The following is a 25,186-nucleotide window of genomic DNA, read 5'->3' as shown; positions in this document are numbered from 1 at the left end:
CGACTCGTTGCCGAGGAATATCGCGCTCGACCCTGATCTCGTGCTCACGCGACCCATTATCCAGGTTGACGTAATCCCAGGCATTCAACTCCTCGACGCCGCCATAGAGGCTCCCAACCTGTCCCGTGGGATCGGGCGGGGGGTTGCCGATGCCGTCTCCGGTTGACGGAGTAGAAACCGGGTTGGTCACTCCAACGGCCTGGCTGTTGGAATCCATTTCCGCCCCGGTATCCGGCTCCGTTTGGCTGTCTGGTTTCGGCGTCGGATCCAACTCGGGCGCTGGCACCTCCTGTCCTTCCGAGGTCGGTTTTGTTTCCGGATTGGTCTCGGATTGCGTTTCGGGTACTGGTTCCTGCTCAGGCTCGGGCGCGGGCCCAGGCTCGGGCTCGGGCTCGGGCTCGGGCTCAGGCTCAGGCTCAGGCGCGGGCTCAGGCGCGGGCTCAGGCTCAGGCGCGGGCTCAGGCTCAGGCTCAGGCGCGGGCTCAGGCTCAGGCACGGGCTCAGGCTCAGGCGCGGGCTCAGGCTCAGGCACGGGCTCCGGCTCAGGCTCAGGCTCAGGCTCAGGCTCAGGCGCGGGCTCGGGCGGCAATTCGTCACCTCCGCCTGAAACAGGAGGTGGGGTCACGGAAATGGTCACGGTTGCCGTCTCAGTCACGCCGCCACTGCTCACCGTATAGGTGAAGCTCGCCGAGCCGCTGTGGTCGGCCGCCGGGGTGAAGGTCAGCACATTGTCGGCGCCCAGACTGACCCTGCCTTGGGCAACCGCGACGGGCTCACCACCGACGGTGATAGCCGAGCCGTCGATCACAGTGATATGTGGCGCTGGTCCATCAAAGCTGTCCGCCGTGGCGCCGTTGGTGCCCGTGATCGGGTTGAAGCTGATTGGCGTATCTTCGGCGGTCGTGAGACTGTCATCGGCGATGTCTACCACCGAGGTGACTGTGACGTTGATCTCTCGTGAGCTGGCGAAGCCCTGCGCGTCGTCCACGCTAACCATGAAGCTGTCGCTGCCCCTAAAGTCAGCGTCCGGGATGTAGCTCCAGGCACCGGTGGTGGCATTAATCGTGGCCGTGCCGTTGCTGGCACCATCGCCCGCTTCGATCCGGAAGTTGGGCGTGCTCATCCCGTCCGCCGTATCCGTCACCGTTAGGCTGCCGGTGATGGCGGTGTCTTCGTCGCCCGTGCCGCTGGTATTACCGCCGAAGCTCGCCGGGTCATCGACCTGGTTGACGCTGACGGTGACGGTGGCCGTCTCGGTGACACCGCCGCTGGTGACGGTGTAGGTGTAGCTGTCGCTGCCATTGTAGTTGGCGTTCGGGGTGTATTTCACCGTGCCGGTGGTGGCGTCGATGATTTCCACTGTGCCGTTGCTGGCACTGCCGAGCGCGGTGATGGTCCGTCCAGCGTTCTCGAAGCTGTCGTTGATGAGCAGGTTGGTGGTGACGCTGCTGTCTTCGTCGACCGTCTGGGTGTCGTCGGCGATGTCGGCAACTGCGGTGACTGTCAGGTTGATGACCTGGGTCTCAACATTGCCGTCGTCATCGGTGACGCTAACGGTGAAGCTGTCGGAGCCGTTGTAGTCGGCGTTGGGCGTGTAGCTCCACGCGCCGGTGCTGGCGTTGATGCTGGCGGTACCGTTACTGGCACCATCCCCGTCTTCGATCCGGAAGTTGGGCGTGCTCATTCCATCCGCCGTATCCGTCACCGTTAGGGTGCCGGTGATGGCGGTGTCTTCGTTGCCGCTGCCGCTGGTGTCGCCGCTGAAGCTCGCCGAGTCATCGAGCTGGTTGACGGTGACGGTGACGGTGGCCGTCTCGGTGACACCGCCGCTGGTGACGGTGTAGGTGTAGCTGTCGCTGCCGTTGTAGTTGGCGTTCGGGGTGTATTTCACCGTGCCGGTGGCGGCGTCGATGATCTCCACTGTGCCGTTGCTGGCACTGCCGAGCGCGGTGATGGTCCGTCCAGCGTTCTCGAAGCTGTCGTTGGCCAGCAGGTTGGTGGTGACGCTGCTGTCTTCGTCGACCGTCTGGGTGTCGTCGGTGATGTCCACCACCGCCGCCACCGTCAGGCTGATAACCTGGGTTTCGACGTTGCCGTCGTCATCGGTGACACTGACGGTAAAGCTGTCGGCGCCGTTGTAGTCGGCGTTCGGGCTGTAGCTCCACGCGCCGGTGGTGGCGTTGATGCTGGCGGTGCCGTTGGTGGCCGGTGTGCTGACGCTGAAGTCGAGCGGATCGGCCAGACCGTCGGCGTTGTCGGTCACCGTCAGGGTGCCGGTGATCGCTGCGTCGTCTTCTGTTCCGTTACCGCTGGTATTACCGCCGAAGCTCGCCGGGTCATCGACCTGGTTGACGCTGACGGTGACGGTGGCCGTCTCGGTGACACCGCCGCTGGTGACGGTGTAGGTGTAGCTGTCGCTGCCATTGTAGTTGGCGTTCGGGGTGTATTTCACCGTGCCGGTGGCGGCGTCGATGATCTCCACTGTGCCGTTGCTGGCACTGCCGAGCGCGGTGATGGTCCGTCCAGCGTTCTCGAAGCTGTCGTTGATGAGCAGGTTGGTGGTGACGCTGCTGTCTTCGTCGACCGTCTGGGTGTCGTCGGCGATGTCGGCAACTGCGGTGACTGTCAGGTTGATGACCTGGGTCTCAACATTGCCGTCGTCATCGGTGACGCTAACGGTGAAGCTGTCGGAGCCGTTGTAGTCGGCGTTGGGCGTGTAGCTCCACGCGCCGGTGCTGGCGTTGATGCTGGCGGTACCGTTACTGGCACCATCCCCGTCTTCGATCCGGAAGTTGGGCGTGCTCATCCCGTCCGCCGTATCCGTCACCGTCAGGGTGCCGGTGAGCGCGGTGTCTTCGTTGCCGCTGCCGCTGGTGTCGCCGCTGAAGCTCGCCGGGTCATTAGCCTGGTTGACGGTGACGGTGACGGTGGCCGTCTCGGTGACACCGCCGCTGGTGACGGTGTAGGTGTAACTGTCGCTGCCATTGTAGTTGGCGTTCGGGGTGTATTTCACCGTGCCGGTGGTGGCGTCGATGATTTCCACTGTGCCGTTGGCGCCTTGGGTCACCGACGTGATGACCGGCGTGCCCTCGAAGCTGTCGTTGGTGAGCAGGTTGGTGGTGACGCTGCTGTCTTCGTCGACCGTCTGGGTGTCGTCGGCGATGTCGGCAACTGCGGTGACTGTCAGGTTGATGACCTGGGTCTCAACATTGCCGTCGTCATCGGTGACGCTAACGGTAAAGCTGTCGGCGCCGTTGTAGTCGGCGTTCGGGCTGTAGCTCCACGCGCCGGTGGTGGCGTTGATGCTGGCGGTGCCGTTGGTGGCCGGTGTGCTGACGCTGAAGTCGAGCGGATCGGCCAGACCGTCGGCGTTGTCGGTCACCGTCAGGGTGCCGGTGATCGCTCCGCCGTCTTCTGTTCCGTTACCGCTGGTGTTGCCGCTGAAGCTCGCCGGGTCATCGACCTGGTTGACGCTGACGGTGACGGTGGCCGTCTCGGTGACACCGCCGCTGGTGACGGTGTAGGTGTAGCTGTCGCTGCCGTTGTAGTTGGCGTTCGGGGTGTATTTCACCGTGCCGGTGGTGGCGTCGATGATTTCCACTGTGCCGTTGGCGCCTTGGGTCACCGACGTGATGACCGGCGTGCCCTCGAAGCTGTCGTTGGCCAGCAGGTTGGTGGTGACGCTGCTGTCTTCGTCGACCGTCTGGGTGTCGTCGGCGATGTCGGCAACTGCGGTGACTGTCAGGTTGATGACCTGGGTCTCAACATTGCCGTCGTCATCGGTGACGCTAACGGTGAAGCTGTCGGCGCCGTTGTAGTCGGCGTTCGGGCTGTAGCTCCACGCGCCGGTGGTGGCGTTGATCGTGGCCGTACCGTTGGACGCACCATCCCCGTCTTCGATCCGGAAGTTGGGCGTGCTCATTCCATCCGCCGTATCCGTCACCGTTAGGGTGCCGGTGATGGCGGTGTCTTCGTTGCCGCTGCCGCTGGTGTCGCCGCTGAAGCTCGCCGGGTCATCGAGCTGGTTGACGGTGACGGTGACGGTGGCCGTCTCGGTGACACCGCCGCTGGTGACGGTGTAGGTGTAACTGTCGCTGCCATTGTAGTTGGCGTTCGGGGTGTATTTCACCGTGCCGGTGGCGGCGTCGATGATCTCCACTGTGCCGTTGGCGCCTTGGGTCACCGACGTGATGACCGACGTGCCCTCGAAGCTGTCGTTGGTGAGCAGGTTGGTGGTGACGCTGCTGTCTTCGTCGACCGTCTGGGTGTCGTCGGCGATGTCCACCACCGCCTCCACCGTTAGGTTGATGACCTGGGTTTCGACGTTGCCGTCGTCATCGGTGACGCTGACCGTGAAGCTGTCGGCGCCGTTGTAGTCGGCGTTCGGGCTGTAGCTCCACGCGCCGGTGGTGGCGTTGATCGTGGCCGTACCGTTGGACGCACCATCCCCGTCTTCGATCCGGAAGTTGGGCGTGCTCATTCCATCCGCCGTATCCGTCACCGTTAGGGTGCCGGTGATGGCGGTGTCTTCGTTGCCGCTGCCGCTGGTGTCGCCGCTGAAGCTCGCCGGGTCATCGAGCTGGTTGACGGTGACGGTGACGGTGGCCGTCTCGGTGACACCGCCGCTGGTGACGGTGTAGGTGTAACTGTCGCTGCCATTGTAGTTGGCGTTCGGGGTGTATTTCACCGTGCCGGTGGCGGCGTCGATGATTTCCACTGTGCCGTTGGTGCCTTGGGTCACCGACGTGATGACAGGCGTGCCCTCGAAGCTGTCGTTGGTGAGCAGGTTGGTGGTGACGCTGCTGTCTTCGTCGACCGTCTGGGTGTCGTCGGTGATGTCCACCACCGCCGCCACCGTCAGGCTGATAACCTGGGTTTCGACGTTGCCGTCGTCATCGGTGACGCTGACGGTGAAGCTGTCAGCGCCGTTGTAGTCGGCGTTGGGGCTGTAGCTCCACGCGCCGGTGGTGGCGTTGATGCTGGCGGTGCCGTTGGTGGCCGGTGTGCTGACGCTGAAGTCGAGCGGATCGGCCAGACCGTCGGCGTTGTCGGTCACCGTCAGGGTGCCGGTGATCGCTGCGTCGTCTTCTGTTCCGTTACCGCTGGTGTCGCCGCTGAAGCTCGCCGGGTCATCGACCTGGTTGACGGTGACGGTGACGGTGGCCGTCTCGGTGACACCGCCGCTGGTGACGGTGTAGGTGTAGCTGTCGCTGCCGTTGTAGTTGGCGTTCGGGGTGTATTTCACCGTGCCGGTGGTGGCGTCGATGATTTCCACTGTGCCGTTGGCGCCTTGGGTCACCGACGTGATGACCGGCGTGCCCTCGAAGCTGTCGTTGGCCAGCAGGTTGGTGGTGACGCTGCTGTCTTCGTTGACCGTCTGGGTGTCGTCGGCGATGTCGGCAACTGCGGTGACTGTCAGGTTGATGACCTGGGTCTCAACATTGCCGTCGTCATCGGTGACGCTAACGGTGAAGCTGTCGTTGCCGTGGTAGTCGGCGTTGGGCGTGTAGCTCCACGCGCCGGTGGTGGCGTTGATGCTGGCGGTGCCATTGGACGCACCATCCCCGTCTTCGATCCGGAAGTTGGGCGTGCTCATCCCGTCCGCCGTATCCGTCACCGTCAGGGTGCCGGTGAGCGCGGTGTCTTCGTTGCCGCTGCCGCTGGTGTCGCCGCTGAAGCTCGCCGGGTCATCGAGCTGGTTGACGGTGACGGTGACGGTGGCCGTTTCGGTGACACCGCCGCTGGTGACGGTGTAGGTGTAGCTGTCGCTGCCATTGTAGTTGGCGTTCGGGGTGTATTTCACCGTGCCGGTGGTGGCGTCGATGATTTCCACTGTGCCGTTGGCGCCTTGGGTCACCGACGTGATGACCGGCGTGCCCTCGAAGCTGTCGTTGGTGAGCAGGTTGGTGGTGACGCTGCTGTCTTCGTCGACCGTCTGGGTGTCGTCGGCGATGTCGGCAACTGCGGTGACTGTCAGGTTGATGACCTGGGTCTCAACATTGCCGTCGTCATCGGTGACGCTAACGGTAAAGCTGTCGGCGCCGTTGTAGTCGGCGTTCGGGCTGTAGCTCCACGCGCCGGTGGTGGCGTTGATGCTGGCGGTGCCGTTGGTGGCCGGTGTGCTGACGCTGAAGTCGAGCGGATCGGCCAGACCGTCGGCGTTGTCGGTCACCGTCAGGGTGCCGGTGATCGCTCCGCCGTCTTCTGTTCCGTTACCGCTGGTGTCGCCGCTGAAGCTCGCCGGGTCATCGAGCTGGTTGACGGTGACGGTGACGGTGGCCGTCTCGGTGACACCGCCGCTGGTGACGGTGTAGGTGTAGCTGTCGCTGCCATTGTAGTTGGCGTTCGGGGTGTATTTCACCGTGCCGGTGGTGGCGTCGATGATTTCCACTGTGCCGTTGGCGCCTTGGATCACCGACGTGATGACCGGCGTGCCCTCGAAGCTGTCGTTGGTGAGCAGGTTGGTGGTGACGCTGCTGTCTTCGTCGACCGTCTGGGTGTCGTCGGCGATGTCGGCAACTGCGGTGACTGTCAGGTTGATGACCTGGGTCTCAACATTGCCGTCGTCATCGGTGACGCTAACGGTAAAGCTGTCGGCGCCGTTGTAGTCGGCGTTCGGGCTGTAGCTCCACGCGCCGGTGGTGGCGTTGATGCTGGCGGTGCCGTTGGTGGCCGGTGTGCTGACGCTGAAGTCGAGCGGATCGGCCAGACCGTCGGCGTTGTCGGTCACCGTCAGGGTGCCGGTGATCGCTCCGCCGTCTTCTGTTCCGTTACCGCTGGTGTCGCCGCTGAAGCTCGCCGGGTCATCGACCTGGTTGACGCTGACGGTGACGGTGGCCGTCTCGGTGACACCGCCGCTGGTGACGGTGTAGGTGTAGCTGTCACTGCCGTTGTAGTTGGCGTTCGGGGTGTATTTCACCGTGCCGGTGGCGGCGTCGATGATTTCCACTGTGCCGTTGGTGCCTTGGGTCACCGACGTGATGACCGGCGTGCCCTCGAAGCTGTCGTTGGTGAGCAGGTTGGTGGTGACGCTGCTGTCTTCGTCGACCGTCTGGGTGTCGTCGGCGATGTCCACCACCGCCTCCACCGTTAGGTTAATGACCTGGGTTTCGACGTTGCCGTCGTCATCAGTGACGCTGACCGTGAAGCTGTCGTTGCCGTGGTAGTCGGCGTTGGGCGTGTAGCTCCATGCGCCGGTGGTGGCGTTGATGCTGGCGGTACCGTTACTGGCACCATCCCCGTCTTCGATCCGGAAGTTGGGCGTGCTCATCCCGTCCGCCGTATCCGTCACCGTCAGGGTGCCGGTGAGCGCGGTGTCTTCGTTGCCGCTGCCGCTGGTGTCGCCGCTGAAGCTCGCCGGGTCATCGAGCTGGTTGACGGTGACGGTGACGGTGGCCGTCTCGGTGACACCGCCGCTGGTGACGGTGTAGGTGTAGCTGTCGCTGCCGTTGTAGTTGGCGTTCGGGGTGTATTTCACCGTGCCGGTGGTGGCGTCGATGATTTCCACTGTGCCGTTGGCGCCTTGGGTCACCGACGTGATGACCGGCGTGCCCTCGAAGCTGTCGTTGGCCAGCAGGTTGGTGGTGACGCTGCTGTCTTCGTTGACCGTCTGGGTGTCGTCGGCGATGTCGGCAACTGCGGTGACTGTCAGGTTGATGACCTGGGTCTCAACATTGCCGTCGTCATCGGTGACGCTAACGGTGAAGCTGTCGGCGCCGTTGTAGTCGGCGTTCGGGCTGTAGCTCCACGCGCCGGTGGTGGCGTTGATCGTGGCCGTACCGTTGGACGCACCATCCCCGTCTTCGATCCGGAAGTTGGGCGTGCTCATTCCATCCGCCGTATCCGTCACCGTTAGGGTGCCGGTGATGGCGGTGTCTTCGTTGCCGCTGCCGCTGGTGTCGCCGCTGAAGCTCGCCGGGTCATCGAGCTGGTTGACGGTGACGGTGACGGTGGCCGTCTCGGTGACACCGCCGCTGGTGACGGCGTAGGTGTAACTGTCGCTGCCATTGTAGTTGGCGTTCGGGGTGTATTTCACCGTGCCGGTGGCGGCGTCGATGATTTCCACTGTGCCGTTGGTGCCTTGGGTCACCGACGTGATGACAGGCGTGCCCTCGAAGCTGTCGTTGGTGAGCAGGTTGGTGGTGACGCTGCTGTCTTCGTCGACCGTCTGGGTGTCGTCGGTGATGTCCACCACCGCCGCCACCGTCAGGCTGATAACCTGGGTTTCGACGTTGCCGTCGTCATCGGTGACGCTGACGGTGAAGCTGTCAGCGCCGTTGTAGTCGGCGTTGGGGCTGTAGCTCCACGCGCCGGTGGTGGCGTTGATGCTGGCGGTGCCGTTGGTGGCCGGTGTGCTGACGCTGAAGTCGAGCGGATCGGCCAGACCGTCGGCGTTGTCGGTCACCGTCAGGGTGCCGGTGATCGCTGCGTCGTCTTCTGTTCCGTTACCGCTGGTGTCGCCGCTGAAGCTCGCCGGGTCATCGACCTGGTTGACGGTGACGGTGACGGTGGCCGTCTCGGTGACACCGCCGCTGGTGACGGTGTAGGTGTAGCTGTCGCTGCCGTTGTAGTTGGCGTTCGGGGTGTATTTCACCGTGCCGGTGGTGGCGTCGATGATTTCCACTGTGCCGTTGGCGCCTTGGGTCACCGACGTGATGACCGGCGTGCCCTCGAAGCTGTCGTTGGCCAGCAGGTTGGTGGTGACGCTGCTGTCTTCGTCGACCGTCTGGGTGTCGTCGGCGATGTCGGCAACTGCGGTGACTGTCAGGTTGATGACCTGGGTCTCAACATTGCCGTCGTCATCGGTGACGCTAACGGTGAAGCTGTCGGCGCCGTTGTAGTCGGCGTTCGGGCTGTAGCTCCACGCGCCGGTGGTGGCGTTGATCGTGGCCGTACCGTTGGACGCACCATCCCCGTCTTCGATCCGGAAGTTGGGCGTGCTCATTCCATCCGCCGTATCCGTCACCGTTAGGATGCCGGTGATGGCGGTGTCTTCGTTGCCGCTGCCGCTGGTGTCGCCGCTGAAGCTCGCCGGGTCATCGAGCTGGTTGACGGTGACGGTGACGGTGGCCGTCTCGGTGACACCGCCGCTGGTGACGGTGTAGGTGTAACTGTCGCTGCCATTGTAGTTGGCGTTCGGGGTGTATTTCACCGTGCCGGTGGCGGCGTCGATGATCTCCACTGTGCCGTTGGCGCCTTGGGTCACCGACGTGATGACCGGCGTGCCCTCGAAGCTGTCGTTGGTGAGCAGGTTGGTGGTGACGCTGCTGTCTTCGTCGACCGTCTGGGTGTCGTCGGCGATGTCGGCAACTGCGGTGACTGTCAGGTTGATGACCTGGGTCTCAACATTGCCGTCGTCATCGGTGACGCTAACGGTGAAGCTGTCGGAGCCGTTGTAGTCGGCGTTGGGCGTGTAGCTCCACGCGCCGGTGCTGGCGTTGATGCTGGCGGTACCGTTACTGGCACCATCCCCGTCTTCGATCCGGAAGTTGGGCGTGCTCATCCCGTCCGCCGTATCCGTCACCGTTAGGGTGCCGGTGATGGCGGTGTCTTCGTTGCCGCTGCCGCTGGTGTCGCCACTGAAGCTCGCCGGGTCATCGAGCTGGTTGACGGTGACGGTGACGGTGGCCGTCTCGGTGACACCGCCGCTGGTGACGGTGTAGGTGTAGCTGTCGCTGCCGTTGTAGTTGGCGTTCGGGGTGTATTTCACCGTGCCGGTGGCGGCGTCGATAATCTCCACTGTGCCGTTGCTGGCACTGCCGAGCGCGGTGATGGTCCGTCCAGCGTTCTCGAAGCTGTCGTTGATGAGCAGGTTGGTGGTGACGCTGCTGTCTTCGTCGACCGTCTGGGTGTCGTCGGCGATGTCGGCAACTGCGGTGACTGTCAGGTTGATGACCTGGGTCTCAACATTGCCGTCGTCATCGGTGACGCTAACGGTAAAGCTGTCGGCGCCGTTGTAGTCGGCGTTCGGGCTGTAGCTCCACGCGCCGGTGGTGGCGTTGATGCTGGCGGTGCCGTTGGTGGCCGGTGTGCTGACGCTGAAGTCGAGCGGATCGGCCAGACCGTCGGCGTTGTCGGTCACCGTCAGGGTGCCGGTGATCGCTGCGTCGTCTTCTGTTCCGTTACCGCTGGTATTACCGCCGAAGCTCGCCGGGTCATCGACCTGGTTGACGCTGACGGTGACGGTGGCCGTCTCGGTGACACCGCCGCTGGTGACGGTGTAGGTGTAGCTGTCGCTGCCATTGTAGTTGGCGTTCGGGGTGTATTTCACCGTGCCGGTGGCGGCGTCGATGATCTCCACTGTGCCGTTGCTGGCACTGCCGAGCGCGGTGATGGTCCGTCCAGCGTTCTCGAAGCTGTCGTTGATGAGCAGGTTGGTGGTGACGCTGCTGTCTTCGTCGACCGTCTGGGTGTCGTCGGCGATGTCCACCACCGGCGCGACGGTGAGGCTGATCACCTGCGTGCTGGTGAAGCCTTGGGCGTCGGTCACCGTGACGGTGAAGCTGTCAGCACCAAAGTAGTCGGCGTTAGGCGTGTAGGTCCAAGCGCCGCTGGTGGCGTCGATGCTCGCGGTGCCGTTGGCCGGCTGGGCTGTGACGCTGAACGGGTTGGCGGCCAAACCGTCGGGATCGGTCACCACCAGGGTGTCGGTGATGAGGGTGTCTTCGTTGCCGCTGCCCGTGGTGCCGTCGGTGGCTACGCTCGGGCCATCGTCGACCGGGGTGACCGCCACCGTGCGCGTGTCGCTGCCACTTTGTTCGCCCACCGCATCCGAATTGTTGTCCACCACTGTGAAGGTGATGGTGCGGTTCAGCGGATGAGTGCTGTCGTTCGCGTTCGGGTTGTCCGAGGTATTCGCGTACGTCACGCTGCGCAGCACCGCCTGGTAATTGGCCAGGGTATCGACGCCGCTGAGGGTGAGCAGACCCGTTGCGGCGTCATAACTGGTAACGGTGATGCTGGTGCCACTGACCGCATCACCAATCGCGGTGCCCGCCACCGCCAACACATCGCCCGGGCGCAAGTTGGCCGTGATCTGCACCGTCGCCCGATTGATATCGGTATCGTCCGCATCGGCCAGCGTCAGACCACCGTCCACAGTGACTGCGGCGCCATTCTCGGTGTAAGCCGTTGTGCCAGACACTGTCGTCACCACCGGCGCGTCGTTGACGGCGGTCACGTTGACCGTTGAAGTCACCGCCACACTGGTCTGGGCACCCACCGTATCGCTGTTGGCATCGGTCACCGTCCAGCTGATCGTGCGGCTGGGCTGGGTGGTGTTGTTCGTCAGGTCTTCTGAGGTGCTGCTGTAGGTCACCGAGCGCAGCGCCGCCTGGTACTGGGCCACCGTTGCCGTGCCGGTCAGGGTCAGAACACCCGTCTCCGCGTTGTAGCTGCCACTGATCCCGTTCTGGTTGGTAAAGCCCAAAACATCGCCGGCCAAAAAGCCTGCGGTGATGACAACCCTCGCGCCCACCAGATTGGCATCATCGGCATCACTCAGCGTGATGGTGTTATCAATCACTTGCGCGGTGGCATTCTCGGTGTACGTCAGCGTCGCACCGGCTGTTGCCACCGGCGTGTCATTGACCGCATTGATGGTGATCGTGCCCGTGGCAAGCGAGTCAGACAGCGCCGCCGGTCCACCAGCCAGGTTGTTGTTGTTGCCGTCATTGACGACAAGGGTGTAGCTGCGCGTGGTCGCCGTGTTGTTGACCGTCGGGTTGTCCGAGGTGCTCCGATACTGCAGCGCATTCAGCACAAAGCCGATGTTGCTCTCGTTCGCCGCCGCCGTCAGGTTGATCCGCAGGGCCTTGTCGGTGCCTGTGCCGGTGGCATCGATCTCGCCCACCTTCGTCCAGCTCGAACCATCGGACGAGTATTCAACGTCGTTGCCATTCAACTGTATAGCATTGACGGCAATCGTCTCTGCACTGGCAACCGTCAGCACATCGCCGGCCTGGTACGCCGTAAAGCTGACTTCGATGTAGCCGCCACCAAAGGAGGCATTCACAAAGTCAACATCCGCGACCGCACCGTTAGCGAACAGGAACACCGACGGTACGCCCGTGCCAACGCCCGCCGCTTCCGTGACCGAAGGATCCGATAAGGTCGTGCCCGTCAGATCCGGGGCGTCGTTTCGAGGAAAAACTGTAACAATCGAAGTAATCTCGTAGGAATTCAGGTTGGTCGCGTCGTTGTTTTCGTCCTCGTCGCCATCGTCGGTGAGACTGACCAGGGTTATCGTCCGTTCACCAGCAGTTGGAGCATCGCTGGTATGGTGATAGGCAAGGCCATTGATCAGCGTCTGTGTAGCTATCTCGCTGAGGCCTGACGTGGGCGTGTAGGTGACCGTTGCTGTGCCGCTTATGACCTCTACCGTCACCGACCCGCCCGTCGTGCTGGTGGTACCATTGACAAGAGCGATTTCGGTACCGTCGACGGTCAGCTTCTCTGCGGCACCATCTTCGAGGCCTCCAACGGTAAGCACAAATGTGATGATGGTCTGGTCGGGCTGAATCGTGTCGACGTCAGCGTCAGTGAACAACGTGAGGGCGGTATCATTCTCGATGAAATTCTGGGTTGCGCCAGTCGCTGACAACGAGGGCGGGTCGTTCACACCCGTGATGGTGATACTGCCGTTCAGCGTGTTGGAATCAAGCGCCGAAGACCCGCCTGCGGTGTCGCCGTCCGCATCGAGGTTGTTGCTGTCGTTGAGCACGACAGTGAAGTTACGCAGAACGGTCGGCGGGTTATCCGCAGTATTTTCGTAACGAATCGCCTCAAGGATGCTCTGCACCTGTGCGAGTGTCGCGCCAGTCGTCAGGTTGATGACGTAACTACCAATCGCGGCGTCGCCGCCGGACGTTGATGCAACACCGGCAGGATTGCCGTTGAGCGAGAAGATATCGCCAGAAGCGCGGTCAATAAGTGTCAACGTGATGCTACCGGACCCAAACACATCGAGGTCTTCAGTGGTGTCGATGTCGAGGTCTTCGACAGTGACACCGGTCAGCAGCGGCTGCGGTGTGGTGCCCTGGCCCTGGATGGACGACTCAATGACTGTGCCGGTAAAGACGCCGTTGGTGAAACCTTCAGCGGAGCCGCTGGCGGCAATGATCGGCGCATCATTGGTGGCGGCGATGCTCGCCTCAATCGCCACTCTGGTCTGGGCGATGCGGGATTCAGCAGTGTCGGTAGAAATGTTGCGGCGAACCTCGCCATCCGTGAAGTTCGTGCTGAAATCGATTTCTTCAGCAATGTGACTATCCGCAGTGTTGGCTGCACCGCTCGGCGCATCCTGCTCGACACCGAACACAGTGATGCTGGGCTGAGTAGAACCCTGGGTGTTGACATTGGCGTTATATGCAAAGCGGATCTGGGTGTCGGCAGACAGCGCCAGCGCGCTTGAAGCGGAGATCGCCGAAGTTGTGATGAGCGAACTCAAAGTCGTCCAATTCGTATCATCCAGACTGACTTCCCACTCACCAATTCCCTGATTGTCGAACGCGGTGACCAACACACCGGAAAGTGTGTTTCCATCCACCCCGTCGGGATCGCTAAAGTTAGCCCCCAGAAGCGCAGTAATGGTCTGCGCCGCCGTGGTTACATTCGCGTCAGACTCAGCCGCCGCGATGGTCGCGCCCGCAGTCAGCGAGGGTGAATCATTGGTTGGGGTGAGTTGAATAACAATCTGTGCGGTGGCTGACAGCTCGCCGCCTGTGCCTTGAGAGTCCGAGCCGATACCATTGCCATCGAAGAATTTGACATCAATGGTCTTTTGTACGTTGTTAAGCGTGGCATCGCTGTTGGAATAGGCGATGTTGCGCAGTACCTGATTGACAGCCTCCGGCTCGGCGTTGGCGTTAAAGGTAATAACCAACTGACCAGTGCCTGCACTATTTTGTGTCAGCCGACCAATGAAAACCCCGTTGTAGCTGATTGCTGAGCCATTATTGAATAGCACGATGCCCGAACCCGGCTCGGTGAATCCACCGTTGATGCCGATGCCGTTGCCGATCTGCAGGACGAACAGATCCTTGGTGTCGGCACCTCCTTTTTGGGCAACGACAAAACGCGCGCCCTCGAAGGTGGCCTCGTCACGGACGGTCAATTCGATGTCGGTGATCTCTGCCGGTGTGGCGCCGTCGGCACCACCATCGTCCGTTAGCGAGTCCAGCAAGACGGCGGTTCCGGCGACGTTTACACCAACGGCTTCAGTGAATTCCAGGAAGGAACTGCCGGTACTGGAGAGATAGCTGATCTCCGGGGCGTCGTTGACCTGCGTGACGGTCAGGCCAATGACTGCAGGATCAGCAGTACCGATATCGGACGTCGAGGCGGTAATTGCCTCATCCGTCGTGTTGACGAACTCGCGTGTACCTCCTGCAGTGAATGCCCGGCCGCTATTGCTGTTGTCCACAGCCATGACAGACAGCGTGATCGCCAGATCTGGAGTCGGGACGGTGGTAAAGTCATCGACAGGCACGAAACGAAGCTTAGTCGTATCACTCAGCACCAGCCCAGTTGTCGTGGTCGGCTGGGTGCCCGATTCAGGGCTAACCTCAAACCAGTTGGCACCGTCGTCGGAATACTGCCAGTAACCCTGGGTTGCACGATTGGCATTGTCGCCATAGATGACAATGCCCGCTAACTCGTCGAGTGCTCCGTCTGGATCTGTGTAGAGGCCACCCATGATGTCGGCAATGGTGCTGCCGGCATTGGCTTCACTGGTACCGGCATCCTCAACTACCGTGAGGTTGCCATTGTTATTGAAGCCCGGCTGGTCGTTGGTGTTGACGAGCGTGATGGTGAAGCTCAGCGCATTGCTGTTCTTTCCTTCGCCGGAGCCTTGATCGCTGGTGCTATTGCCATCGTTGAACACCATGGTCGCCGTGAGTGAGGCGCTGGGTTCGTCGGCGACGCTGGCGTATGTGACGGCGCGCATCACGGCTTGGACATCTGCCTGCGATGCACTGGCGTTGAAGGTGATGATCAGGGTGCCGGTGCCGGTGCTGCTGTTGTTGGTGATGGTGCCGATGGCGGCGTCAGACACACTGACCGTGCCACTAGCCTCTGACACCGAAACGCTTGAATTGAGCGCAAAGCGATCGGTAGACACCGGGTCACCCGAGCGCGTAACCGTCAGAGTGGAATCCGCGAATGACGCATTTTCCGTACCCAACAATTCGACATCAGCGAGGGTGGTATCGCCATTGGCATCGAGCACCACCGGCGTGCCGGGCTGACCAGCGCCCGTCCCCTCGGTGTAAGAGACGCTATCGCCACCACCCGCGAGTACCGGCGGATCATTGACGGCATGGACAACGATCATTGCTGTCCTGATTGAGCTTTCGGCGTTGGCTTTATCGATTGCGGTAAAGGTAAATGTTGGGTTCCCGCTTATGCCGCTGTTGTAGTGGGCAGTGGGAGTAAAACGCAGGTTCTCGCACTGGGCCTTGGTCAGCACCTGAGCGGCTGTTACAGCAACCCAGCCGGAACCATTGTGATATTCCAGCGTACCATCAGCCGGCAGCGTATCGATGCGATAACGATCCACAACCGCATCCTGGGCATCGTCGGTTCCGCTATCTACATCAGCACTTGCAAGGACAATCGCGATGCTGTTGTCCTCATCGCCGCTAAATTCCATGTTCTCAGCCGTGGGCAGGTCATTGACCGGATTGACGGCAATGGCCACGGTTTCCTGCACTTCCTCTGGATTGCCCAGGTCACCGTTGTTTTTCTGGTCATTGACGATGAAGGTCAGAGTATCGGACCCGAAATAATTCAGGTTGCCCTTGTACTTCAAACCATCCAGCGCGGCACGAATGTCTGCTTGCGATCCGGTGAAAACCAGCGTTGCATCACTGGTGCCGTCACCAGTGCTAAAGGTCAGTCCCGTGGTCTGTGCCAGGGTCAACGTGCCTTCAGTGACGCTCAGGGTTACGCGCAGCGGATCGGCGGCGGCATCCACATCAGATACGCTCAGGGCATTGCCGCTGCCTGTGGAGAAGGTCAGTTCCACATCCTCATCGACAGCCTGAGCCTCCGGTACAGTGAGTACAGGTGCATCATTGACGGAGCGCACCAGAATGCTCAAGTGCTCCGTCGTGGATTCACTGTCGGATACACCATCTCCAGTCAGTCCATCAATGTCATCAGGATCGGCGCCGTTTTGGCCAAGGTCATTGACGGTAACGCTCAACGTGTCTTCACCATTGAAGTCCGGATTACCCTGATACACCAAGCTTGCCAATGCCGTATTCAGGTCGGCCTGGGTGCCGTAAACCGTAATGCTAGACTCAGTCGGGGCCGTTGAAAGTGCGCTGTTTTTGTCTGCATCGGAATACAGATTAGCAAAACTCGACAGCGTTACCGTGCCGTTAGCGGCAGTGAGAGTCAGTTCAAGGATATTGTCAGACAGTGCATCACTGTCGGAAATACTGATACCAGTTACCGTCAACGGCTGATCTTCCGTGCCCACCCGTTGCGCAGGCAGGGTGATTTCCGGAGCATCGTTGACGGGTAATATCGTGATGGTGAAAGTGCCCTGAGGCTCCCGACCGCCGCCGCTATCCGACAGCTGGAAGTCGAAGCTATCCTCCAATGTTTCGCTGCCGTCGTGGAGGTAGCTGACACGATTATTATTGATATCGTCTTGGGTGAAGCGGCTGCCTACACTCAGCACTTTTTTCACGCCGGACACTTCGAGCAAGATCTGACCATGTGCAGGATTGGTCTCGATCCGGAATTGCAACTGGGTATCGGTATTATCAGGATCGTAGCTGTCAAGATTGCTACTGGTGATAACTTTTTCGGCACCCTCGTAGGTTGGAAACGTTTCAGTTGTAAATGCTGGCGGCTGCGGAATGTGGGTTATGCTGCCGTCGTTATCGGCAATTTCATTATCCGTATTATTGGTAACTACCGGGTCATCATTGACGGCCAGCACAGTCACGTTCAGGGTTCTAGTTACCGTGCTGTTCGGTTGCACGGTATTGTCATCCAGAACCAGATCAAATGTATCCGCAAAGTTCTCACTATCGTCGTGCTGATAGATCAAGCGCGAACGATCAGCGAATGCGACTGAACTTCCTGCCCCAATAACAGTATAAGTTTCGATATCAAAGCGGTTATAGGTAGCTCCGTCGTTGATCAGACGAATCTCGCCATGAGTGGGCTGAGTTGGAATCCGAAAAGTAAGCTCATTGACTGCGGCTAAAGAATCGCCGTTTTCAAGACCCACAATAGCCGGATCTTTGTCGCCGCTACCATCGTTGTCATAAGCGAGCAGAATCCCCTCTTCAACTATGATCGCATCTGCAATAAAGTAATAACCACCCTCCGTGACATTGAAGCCGGATTCCGTCTCCAGCACCGGCTGGTCGTTTACTGGCGTGATATCAATATCAAACGTATCTGTGTTGAAAACGCCGCCACCATCGGTATAACGAAAATCGAAGCTTGAGACGAAATCTTCGCTACCGTCATGCACGAAAATCAAGCGATTGCTCGCGATATCGGCCTGGGTGAACGAGTCCCTCACATGCAACTGATTCTCTATCGCCACACTACCCAGGTACAGTGTGCCATTAGTCGGCAGGCTGGTCAGCGTGATAAAGACGGAATCGGTGTCGGCGTCTGTAATCTTGAGAAGACTTTCAGTGATGGTGATGGTCGCGCCTTCATCGCCTGTTAGAGGCGCGTTCACGTCGACCGTTGGTTCAGCGTTCACGAACAATGTGTTTACGTAAACCGTGGCCGTGGACGTGCGTACAGGATTATTGTCATCCATCAAGGTGTATTGAAAGCTACCCTGACCGACGAAATTTTGGTCCGGAGTGAAGACGAACGTATCTGTGACCGAATCATAGGTCACAGTACCATTGACGATATTTCCAGTACCGCCGGTCAGCGACAACGTGCGAGTACCCTGCCACCTGTCATTAGCTGTAAGCGCTTGGCCCGTTACTGTCAGGGAAGTGCGATTGGCTGCCGTATTGCGATTGATTTGATATTGATCATTACGGGCATAGGGTTCGCCGGTCCAGTTGCCTCCTGTACCCGTACCGCCACTGCCTGTCGGATATGACAGAGCACTTGTGCTGATATCAAATCTGATTGTTTTCAGATCACTACCATCGTAAAGACCACCAGCCCGGTCATAAATGATGTGCCAGTCACCGTCACGCACTTGAACATCAAAGCCATCCACTACGCCGGCGGAATAGGAACCTCCGCGCAAGGTATAGGTAATGCGATTGGCATCGATATCAGCCTGGGTAAAGGTCGCCGTAACTCCCAAAGCAACGCCATCTTTGAACAGCGTGCCATTGGTCGGCATGGCCGTTACCGTATACACTAACGAAGGGTCGGAGGTATCTACATCATCCACCTGCAACATCGCAGTGGTGATGATTGCTGTGAAAGTGTTGCTGTTGTCCCAATCTGGATTGAGCGTAAGACCTGTATTGGCTTCCAAAGTCGGATCATCATTGACGGCTCGCACCTCCATTGCGAAGGTGTTGGTGACGGCAGAAACAGCCGTCGCTCCTCCCGACTTTTCGCCGGATACATCCAACGTCACCCGACTTGGCGATGAGCCACTCGTCGAAAAGCCCGGAAATTCACTCTGGTTATACAGACTATTCGTATCATTGTAGGTGGGATCCAGCACCCGGATTTGCAGCGTCGGCGCCATGCCGTTGTAGTGTTCGACAGGGTCGAAGCGCACCAGGGTATCCGCGCTTAAAATCAGCGCAGCGGAATCGCTCGCCTCCCCCATGTCAGTCCAGCCGGTACCTGTGTTGAACTGCCAACTCCCCGCCGCATTACTGGTGCCGCCTACAATCGCGTAGCCACCGACGGTATCTGAATCATTCGGATCTTCAAAGCTGAAGCCCCAATCGACAAGGGTTTTACCATCATTGCTTTGGGCAAAGCCGGTATTGTCAGTCGCCGCCGAATAGCTATCCGCATCCTCCCACATCCAGGACAGCACATTATCCATACCGGTAGGCGCGTAATTGAGACCGCCGACGGTAATCGTGATGTCCGTGCTGGCGACAACACCGCCGGCACCGTCACGCAGGGTCACAGCAAAGTCATCGACACCATCAGAATCGCCGGTGTGGATGTAACTCAGCTTGTCGATATTCCCATAATTGAACGTCGACCCCACCCCCACGGGATTCCCGTCGTAGCGCAGTAGACCCTGGCTGGGCAAACGTTCCAGACGGAATACCAATTGTTCGTTAGTATTATCCGGATCATGAACAAAGATGGCGTCGGTGCTGAAATTCAGCGTGCCCTGCACATCCACTTGAGCGACGAGGGTTTTATCCGACCCCGCAATTGCCGCCGACACCGTCTCGCCTGGTTTGTACAACACCGGCACATCATTGATCGGAGCAACCTTGATGGTTAGGGTGCGCTCCTCCGTGGTACCGCCACCGCCCTCAACAACGTCAGTGACGCTGTACCTTAACTGCTCTGTTCCCAGTGGCTCGGCTCCGTTATGAAAGTAACGGACATGACTGGCGTTGATATCGGCTTGCGTGAAGGTAGTACCGAAACTCAAAGTCTCCCACTGCGAATTTCCGGTATTGTATTTCTGGAAAACACCATCACCCAACTCAGATCCGCTGTCCAGCAGGGTATAAACGATCTGCTCCGGACCGGCTTCCACATCGACGATGCGTAGAATGCTGTTGGTTAATAGTGCTGCCGAACCGCCGTTATTGCCCTCCACCGTCACCAGATTACGATCTTTTTCGATCACGAAAAGATCATTGATCGAGTTGATCTGAGTGACGAGAGTGTTGCCGGTATTATCGACATCATTGGCGGGAGTATCGACCTTCAACCGCTGAGGACTAGCCGCATCCGTGGTAAAGCTACGTCCGCTGCCGCTGTTGTCCAGCGCATAAATGTCCAGAGAATCCGGAGTGCCGTAATAATTCGGCTCGGGCAAAAAACGCAACCTGGACGATGCTGAAAGCAGCAAAGCCGATTCGGAACTCACGCTGCCGACGTCATGCCAGGTGACGCCATTGTTGAACGAATACTGCCAGGCTCCGTGACTGATGTCGGCATCGTTACCACTGATCGCGATACCGATCAAACTATCATTGTCGGCATCAGTGTAATGGGTCAGCAGAGCGCTGATAAGAGCGCCGCCAGGTGCAAGGGTGTCTTCATTGACGGCGGCGAGTTCAGCACTTCCGGTAACGGGCGAATCAGGAACATTTTCAATAGTGATATCGATGGACTGCGTTGCTTCTTCTGCCTGTGGTCCGGTGTTACCCAGGTCATCGATGGTGACGACTATTCGAGCGGCTCCGAAATAATCGTCCGTAGGTTTGTATTGCAGGCCATTGAGCGCCGTCTGGATGGCGTCGGTCGTGCCGTAGAGGGTTAGTGTGGTGCCGGAGATATCACCGGCAGTTGCGGCGGTAGTCGCTAATTGGTCGGTGAACAAGCCGCTGATCTCTGACAGCGTAACGGCGCCCTTATCCGTATTGGGCGTACCACCGCCCAAGGCATTCGCTTCCTTCGCCCTGATGGTCAGCTGAACAATCTTGCTTCCGGCATCGGGATCGGTCACGGCAAAGCCGCTGCCCAGAGTGAGGATCGTGTCCTCATCCATGGTCTGCGATCCAGGTACAGTGATCTCAGGCGGCTCGTTTTTTTCGTTTACCGTGATGGTGTAGGTACTTGACTCGCTTTCATCACCTGCTGCGTCAATGGCCAGGAATGTGAAGCTGACATCACCGGCAAAATTCGTGGTTGGTTCGAAAGTCAGCTGAACTGAAGGGCGGGTGTTGGATGCCGCTCCAGTAGCATACACCGTAGAGTCAGCAGTCAGTACAGTGTCTCCATCCTTCAATACACCATTCACAGGAACAGAGACAATACGGTATTGAGTCACCTGTGCATCAGAAGTGTCATCTGTTCCGGAATCGGGATCAGAAGATGTCAGGTCAAAAGTCAATGTCTCGTTTTTATTGACGCTATTCGAGGCATCCTGAGTGATAGGAGAATCATTGACCGCGGTAACGTCGAAGGTGATGGTGTTCGGTGTGGGGTCGAGGTTGGCCCCACCCCTGTCAAGATTGTCGTTGCCGTCGTCCTGCACCTGGAAGCTGAAGCTGGCGTAGCCGGTGCCGAAGGCGTTTGTCGCTGGGGTAAATGTCAGGTTTCCAGCATTGATGTCGGCGATGGTGATGGTGTCGTCAGCACTGACCGCCGAACCGTTGAGCTTTAGGGAACCCGCTACCGGCAGCGACGCAATGCGCACGCCCGTAAAGGTGTCGTCCGGATCATCATTGGGATCGCTGAAACCAAAATTGGCGGCACTGAAGACGTGAGGCGTGTCTTCAGCAGTGGTCAGCGTGGCGTTGGTGCCGTCAGGCGCATCACTCACCGGCGCAACCGTCAGGTTGAGCGTAAAGCTGGTCTTATCACCACGGTTGTTATAGTCAGTCTCGACCTCGACCAACAGATCGACATCGCCCGTCCAATTGGCATCAGGCACGAACTTGAGGCGATAGAGAAAGGCGTTGACCGCCTCACGATCACCCTGAACCGCCAGAATCTCGCCACTGACATTGCCGTCATCCAGCACCCCAGCGCCCGAAGTCACGGAAACGCGCGCCTCCATGGTGTCGCTCTCCGGCGCGGTAACCGCACTGGCCCCGAACAGCTCGATACCCGCGCTGTCTTCAAGCCCCGCAATGGGCGAGCCATCCGGCCCGGGGTTGTTGATCGTCGGCGCATCTGCCAACACCCCCTCAAACCCACTCACCTCCCCATCCGCAAAGATCGACTCGGCCTCCACCGGCCCGCTCCGGTACTCCAGCTCCCAATCGCCCCCCGCCGCCGCGTTACCTGTGGCATCCACCGAAGCGGCGATATCGGCATCAGTGATGCGCGCCAGTTCATCGACCAGCAACCGCCCGCTGCTGTTCGCGACCTCGCAACCGTAGAGCAGCAGATCGCCGTCGCTTGCAAGAGCGGCACCGATCCGGCTCAGTTCATCTTGATAGAGTGAAAGAGAGTCGATATTCAGCTCAGCTAGACCGATACGCTGCTCACCCTCCCCGCCATGACCGAGAATATGGATGGCGTCGATGTCGCTACGACCATCCAGATAGGCCGCAATCTGCTCCAGACCTTCCTGCCCGGCATCGATCAGCACCAGCTCATAGCGATCCCCGGCGGCATCGAACAGCGACTGATAGCCCTCGATGGCGCTATCGACGAAAACCACCGCGGTGTTCGGGTCTTGCACCAAGTCATCGACGCTCAACACCGCCGACGGCTGCTCGTCGCTGAGAGTGAGACTGCCGTTGTCGCCCTGAAGCGCGGCGGTCAAGGCGCCCTGGTCGTCACTGTCAGCCGTATTGTCTGGTAAGACTGCCGTGACCGCATTGGTGTCATCGGTGCCTGCGCCGTCATCGTCTTGAGCCTCTGATGCCTCAAGCCCAAGCTCGGGCTCCGAAGGCTCAGACTGCAAAGCCTCCGACATCGCCTCAACCGCAGAGTTTTCAAGAGTCGACTCAGCCTCGGAATCCGGCGTTGCTTGTGGTCCATCCTCCTCCTGAATCGCCGGCGGTGCCATCAGCGCGGCAATATCAGCAGCCAGCACGTCGGCGCCTGGGCTGTGGTTGCCAGATAAGGCGGCGTCTGCGACTGTGTCTACAGCTGCACCGTCGAACATTAAGCGTGGCTCGAGTCTGAACAGCGCTGGCTTGTTGCGTTTAAGGCTACGAAACATTGGGGCGGTGTTGGACATATCAGTCTCTGGCGCGAGGCGCAGTTGATGTGTCAGCCTGGGTGTGTTCAGGCGACTGAAGAATAACGGTGCCGCTCATGCCGGGGAGGAGTTCGGGGAAGTTCCCGTCTACCTCCGCGAGTGCGCGAACGGTTTGGCTGATGGGGTCGACCCGCGCGGCGGTGCGCAGGAGCTTCATGGGGTAGGTTTTGTTGGTGTCTTCGATGTGGACTTCGAAGCGGTAGCCCGGGGTGAGCCAGGTCAGCCAGGGTGATGGCACGATGAAGTCGAGCGACAGGATGCTGTCGTCGATAATTTCGATCAGTTCTTGATTGGCTTTGACGCTCTGGTGCTCGCGCACGGCGTAGCGGATGACCCGGCCATTGTAGGGCGCATTGATCTGGCAGCGCTCCATGAGGACTTGCAGGTAGGTGACATCGGCTTTGGCCTGTTGTACCTCGGCCTCGCTGTTGCGCAGGTCGACCAGGCCAACGGCGTTGAGTTTGACCAGACGTTGCTGCCCTTGCAGGGTATTTTCGGCAGCGCGCAGTTGGGCCTGTGCCTTGGCGAGTTGGGCATCTTGCAGACTACAGTCAAATTCCAGTAGCCGTTGGCCTTGCTCAAAGGTGTCGCCGTCTTTGAGCGGGATGTGATTGACGCGCCCGGCCATCTCGGCGGAGAGCACGACGCCTTGTTGCGAGCTGAGTTGAGCGCGCGTTTCAAGCGGCTGGTCGGCAGCCAGGGCAATGAGGCTGATCGCCGGGGCCAGTACCAGGCCGAGTATTGGGGCCAGCCTGGTGGCAAACCTGGAGTCCAATAGGGCTGCCCAGAGCCAGGGAGGTGCCAGAGTGTGCAAGCGCGCTGGACTGGACAGGCACATTGGCAAGGGTATGGGCATGGTTAGCGGGGTAGAATCTGTGTACTAGGGCGCGCGCACCTGGACGGGTGGGTCGATCGGACAGTTCCATTGGTGCAAAATTCCAACAGGGAGTTGTTCATAACTGCGCGAAACCTGGCGTCTGAGGTCGGCCAGAATGGTTTCATCCACCCTGCCGATTTGTGGTTCCAGCCCCATGGTTGCCTGAATACGCCCGGAGGCCTCGTTCACTCTGGCCATGGACTGATACATGCGCACGGAGCTTAAGATTTGGGTGACCTCTCTTGAGATGCGCTCGAGCGGCGCGCCCATCTCGGTTTGCTCCTCGCCGATGGCCAATTTGCTCAGGCGGCTGTCGACCTGGAAGATGGACTCGGCGCGGCGATATTGCCGTATCGCATCGTGATATTGATTTTTCGCCAGATGGAGTTGCGAGAGCACCGCCACCTGCACGGCCATGCGTTCGGAATCGGCCACTTTTCGTTCAAAATCGCTCACGCGTTTGCGCGCCGGGGTAGCGAGGATATTGAACAGATTGTAACTGGCGGTCAGGCTGGCCTGGTTCCATTCCTTGTTGATCAAATAGCTGTCGCTGTCATAGTTGGTCCCGTAGTTGAACTTGAGCCCCGGCACCATTTTCAGCAGGGTCTTGCGCGTCTCTTGCGCGGCGATGCGCGCGTTGTAGCTTTTTTCCTTAAGGTCGGCGTTGTTCGCCAGGGCAATTTCCTCGAGCTTTTCCATTGCCAGGGAGACGGGGCGCAGGTCGCTGCGCTTGGGTTCCACCAGCTGGATCTCGCTACCAGGTGGCAGGCCGAGCAAGGTATTTAGATCAATGGCGGCGAGTGCGAGTTCCCGGTCGACGTTCTCGAGCAGGCGTAGGTTTTCCAGGAGGTTGCGTTGATAGCGCAGTGCCTCCTCGGGATCCTGGAGCTTGGATCGCAGGATCTCGCGCGAGTCGGCCAGGGCGCTTTCGGCCTCGCGGATGGTCTGACTGACTTGCGCCCTGAGTTGCTGCCCGGCCAGGGCACGCCAGTAGGTGGTGGTGACGTTCTGGATGAGCGTGTGCATGGCCTTGCGGCGACGCTCGTTGGCCACCAGCAGTCGGTCGGCGTTCTGCTTGGCGTTGTAGTAGCCGAGGCCGAAGTCGAGCAAGCTCCAGCTCAGGCCCAAATCGGCGGTGAAGGTGTCGCGCTCGGAGGAAATGAAGGGATTGGCCAGCGAGGGCTCGCCAGTGACCGAGTCGGTGGAGTTACGGATGAGGTCTTTGTTGCGCCAGTTGTAGCCCGCGTTGGCAAGGAGCTGGGGCAGCATGTCGAACTGGCCGGCGTCGAGTTGGGCCGCCGAAAGGGCCAGCTCCAACAGGCGCACGCGGTGGTCGAGGTTGTATTTGAGCGCGCGGGCGATGGCCTCATCCAGGCAGATCGCCCCGGAGACGGCTTCCATCCCGCCAAGCCAGGCGGCGCGATCCGCCCCGATGATGGCGCGGTACTCGTCCTCGGTGAAGGCGACGGGTTTCACAGCGCAGCCGCTGG

Annotated in this window: 2 protein-coding genes and 2 pseudogenes; all 4 read right to left on the bottom strand. The window is 59.9% G+C overall.

The annotated features are described in order from the left end of the window. Positions 1-303: 303 nt before the first annotated feature. Positions 304-997 (bottom strand): annotated as a pseudogene (locus Thiowin_RS25550) (Ig-like domain-containing protein); the annotation flags it as partial. Beyond that, positions 977-22,531: pseudogene (locus Thiowin_RS07505) on the bottom strand (tandem-95 repeat protein); the annotation flags it as partial. The pseudogenes Thiowin_RS25550 and Thiowin_RS07505, both read right to left, overlap by 21 nt. 268 nt (positions 22,532-22,799) lie before the next feature. Next, positions 22,800-23,594 (bottom strand): efflux RND transporter periplasmic adaptor subunit, encoded by a 795-nt coding sequence (locus Thiowin_RS07500; RefSeq protein WP_328987125.1) that lies wholly within the window; start codon positions 23,592-23,594, stop codon positions 22,800-22,802. A 105-nt stretch (positions 23,595-23,699) separates the two neighbouring features. Then, entirely contained in the window at positions 23,700-25,172 is a 1,473-nt protein-coding gene (locus tag Thiowin_RS07495; protein WP_328987124.1) for a TolC family protein, read from the bottom strand. Positions 25,173-25,186 lie beyond the last annotated feature (14 nt).

Origin of the sequence: Thiorhodovibrio winogradskyi (assembly GCF_036208045.1) — a bacterium.
In the GTDB taxonomy this organism is placed as follows: Bacteria; Pseudomonadota; Gammaproteobacteria; order Chromatiales; family Chromatiaceae; genus Thiorhodovibrio; species Thiorhodovibrio winogradskyi.
This window is presented reverse-complemented; position numbering and strand designations above follow the sequence as displayed.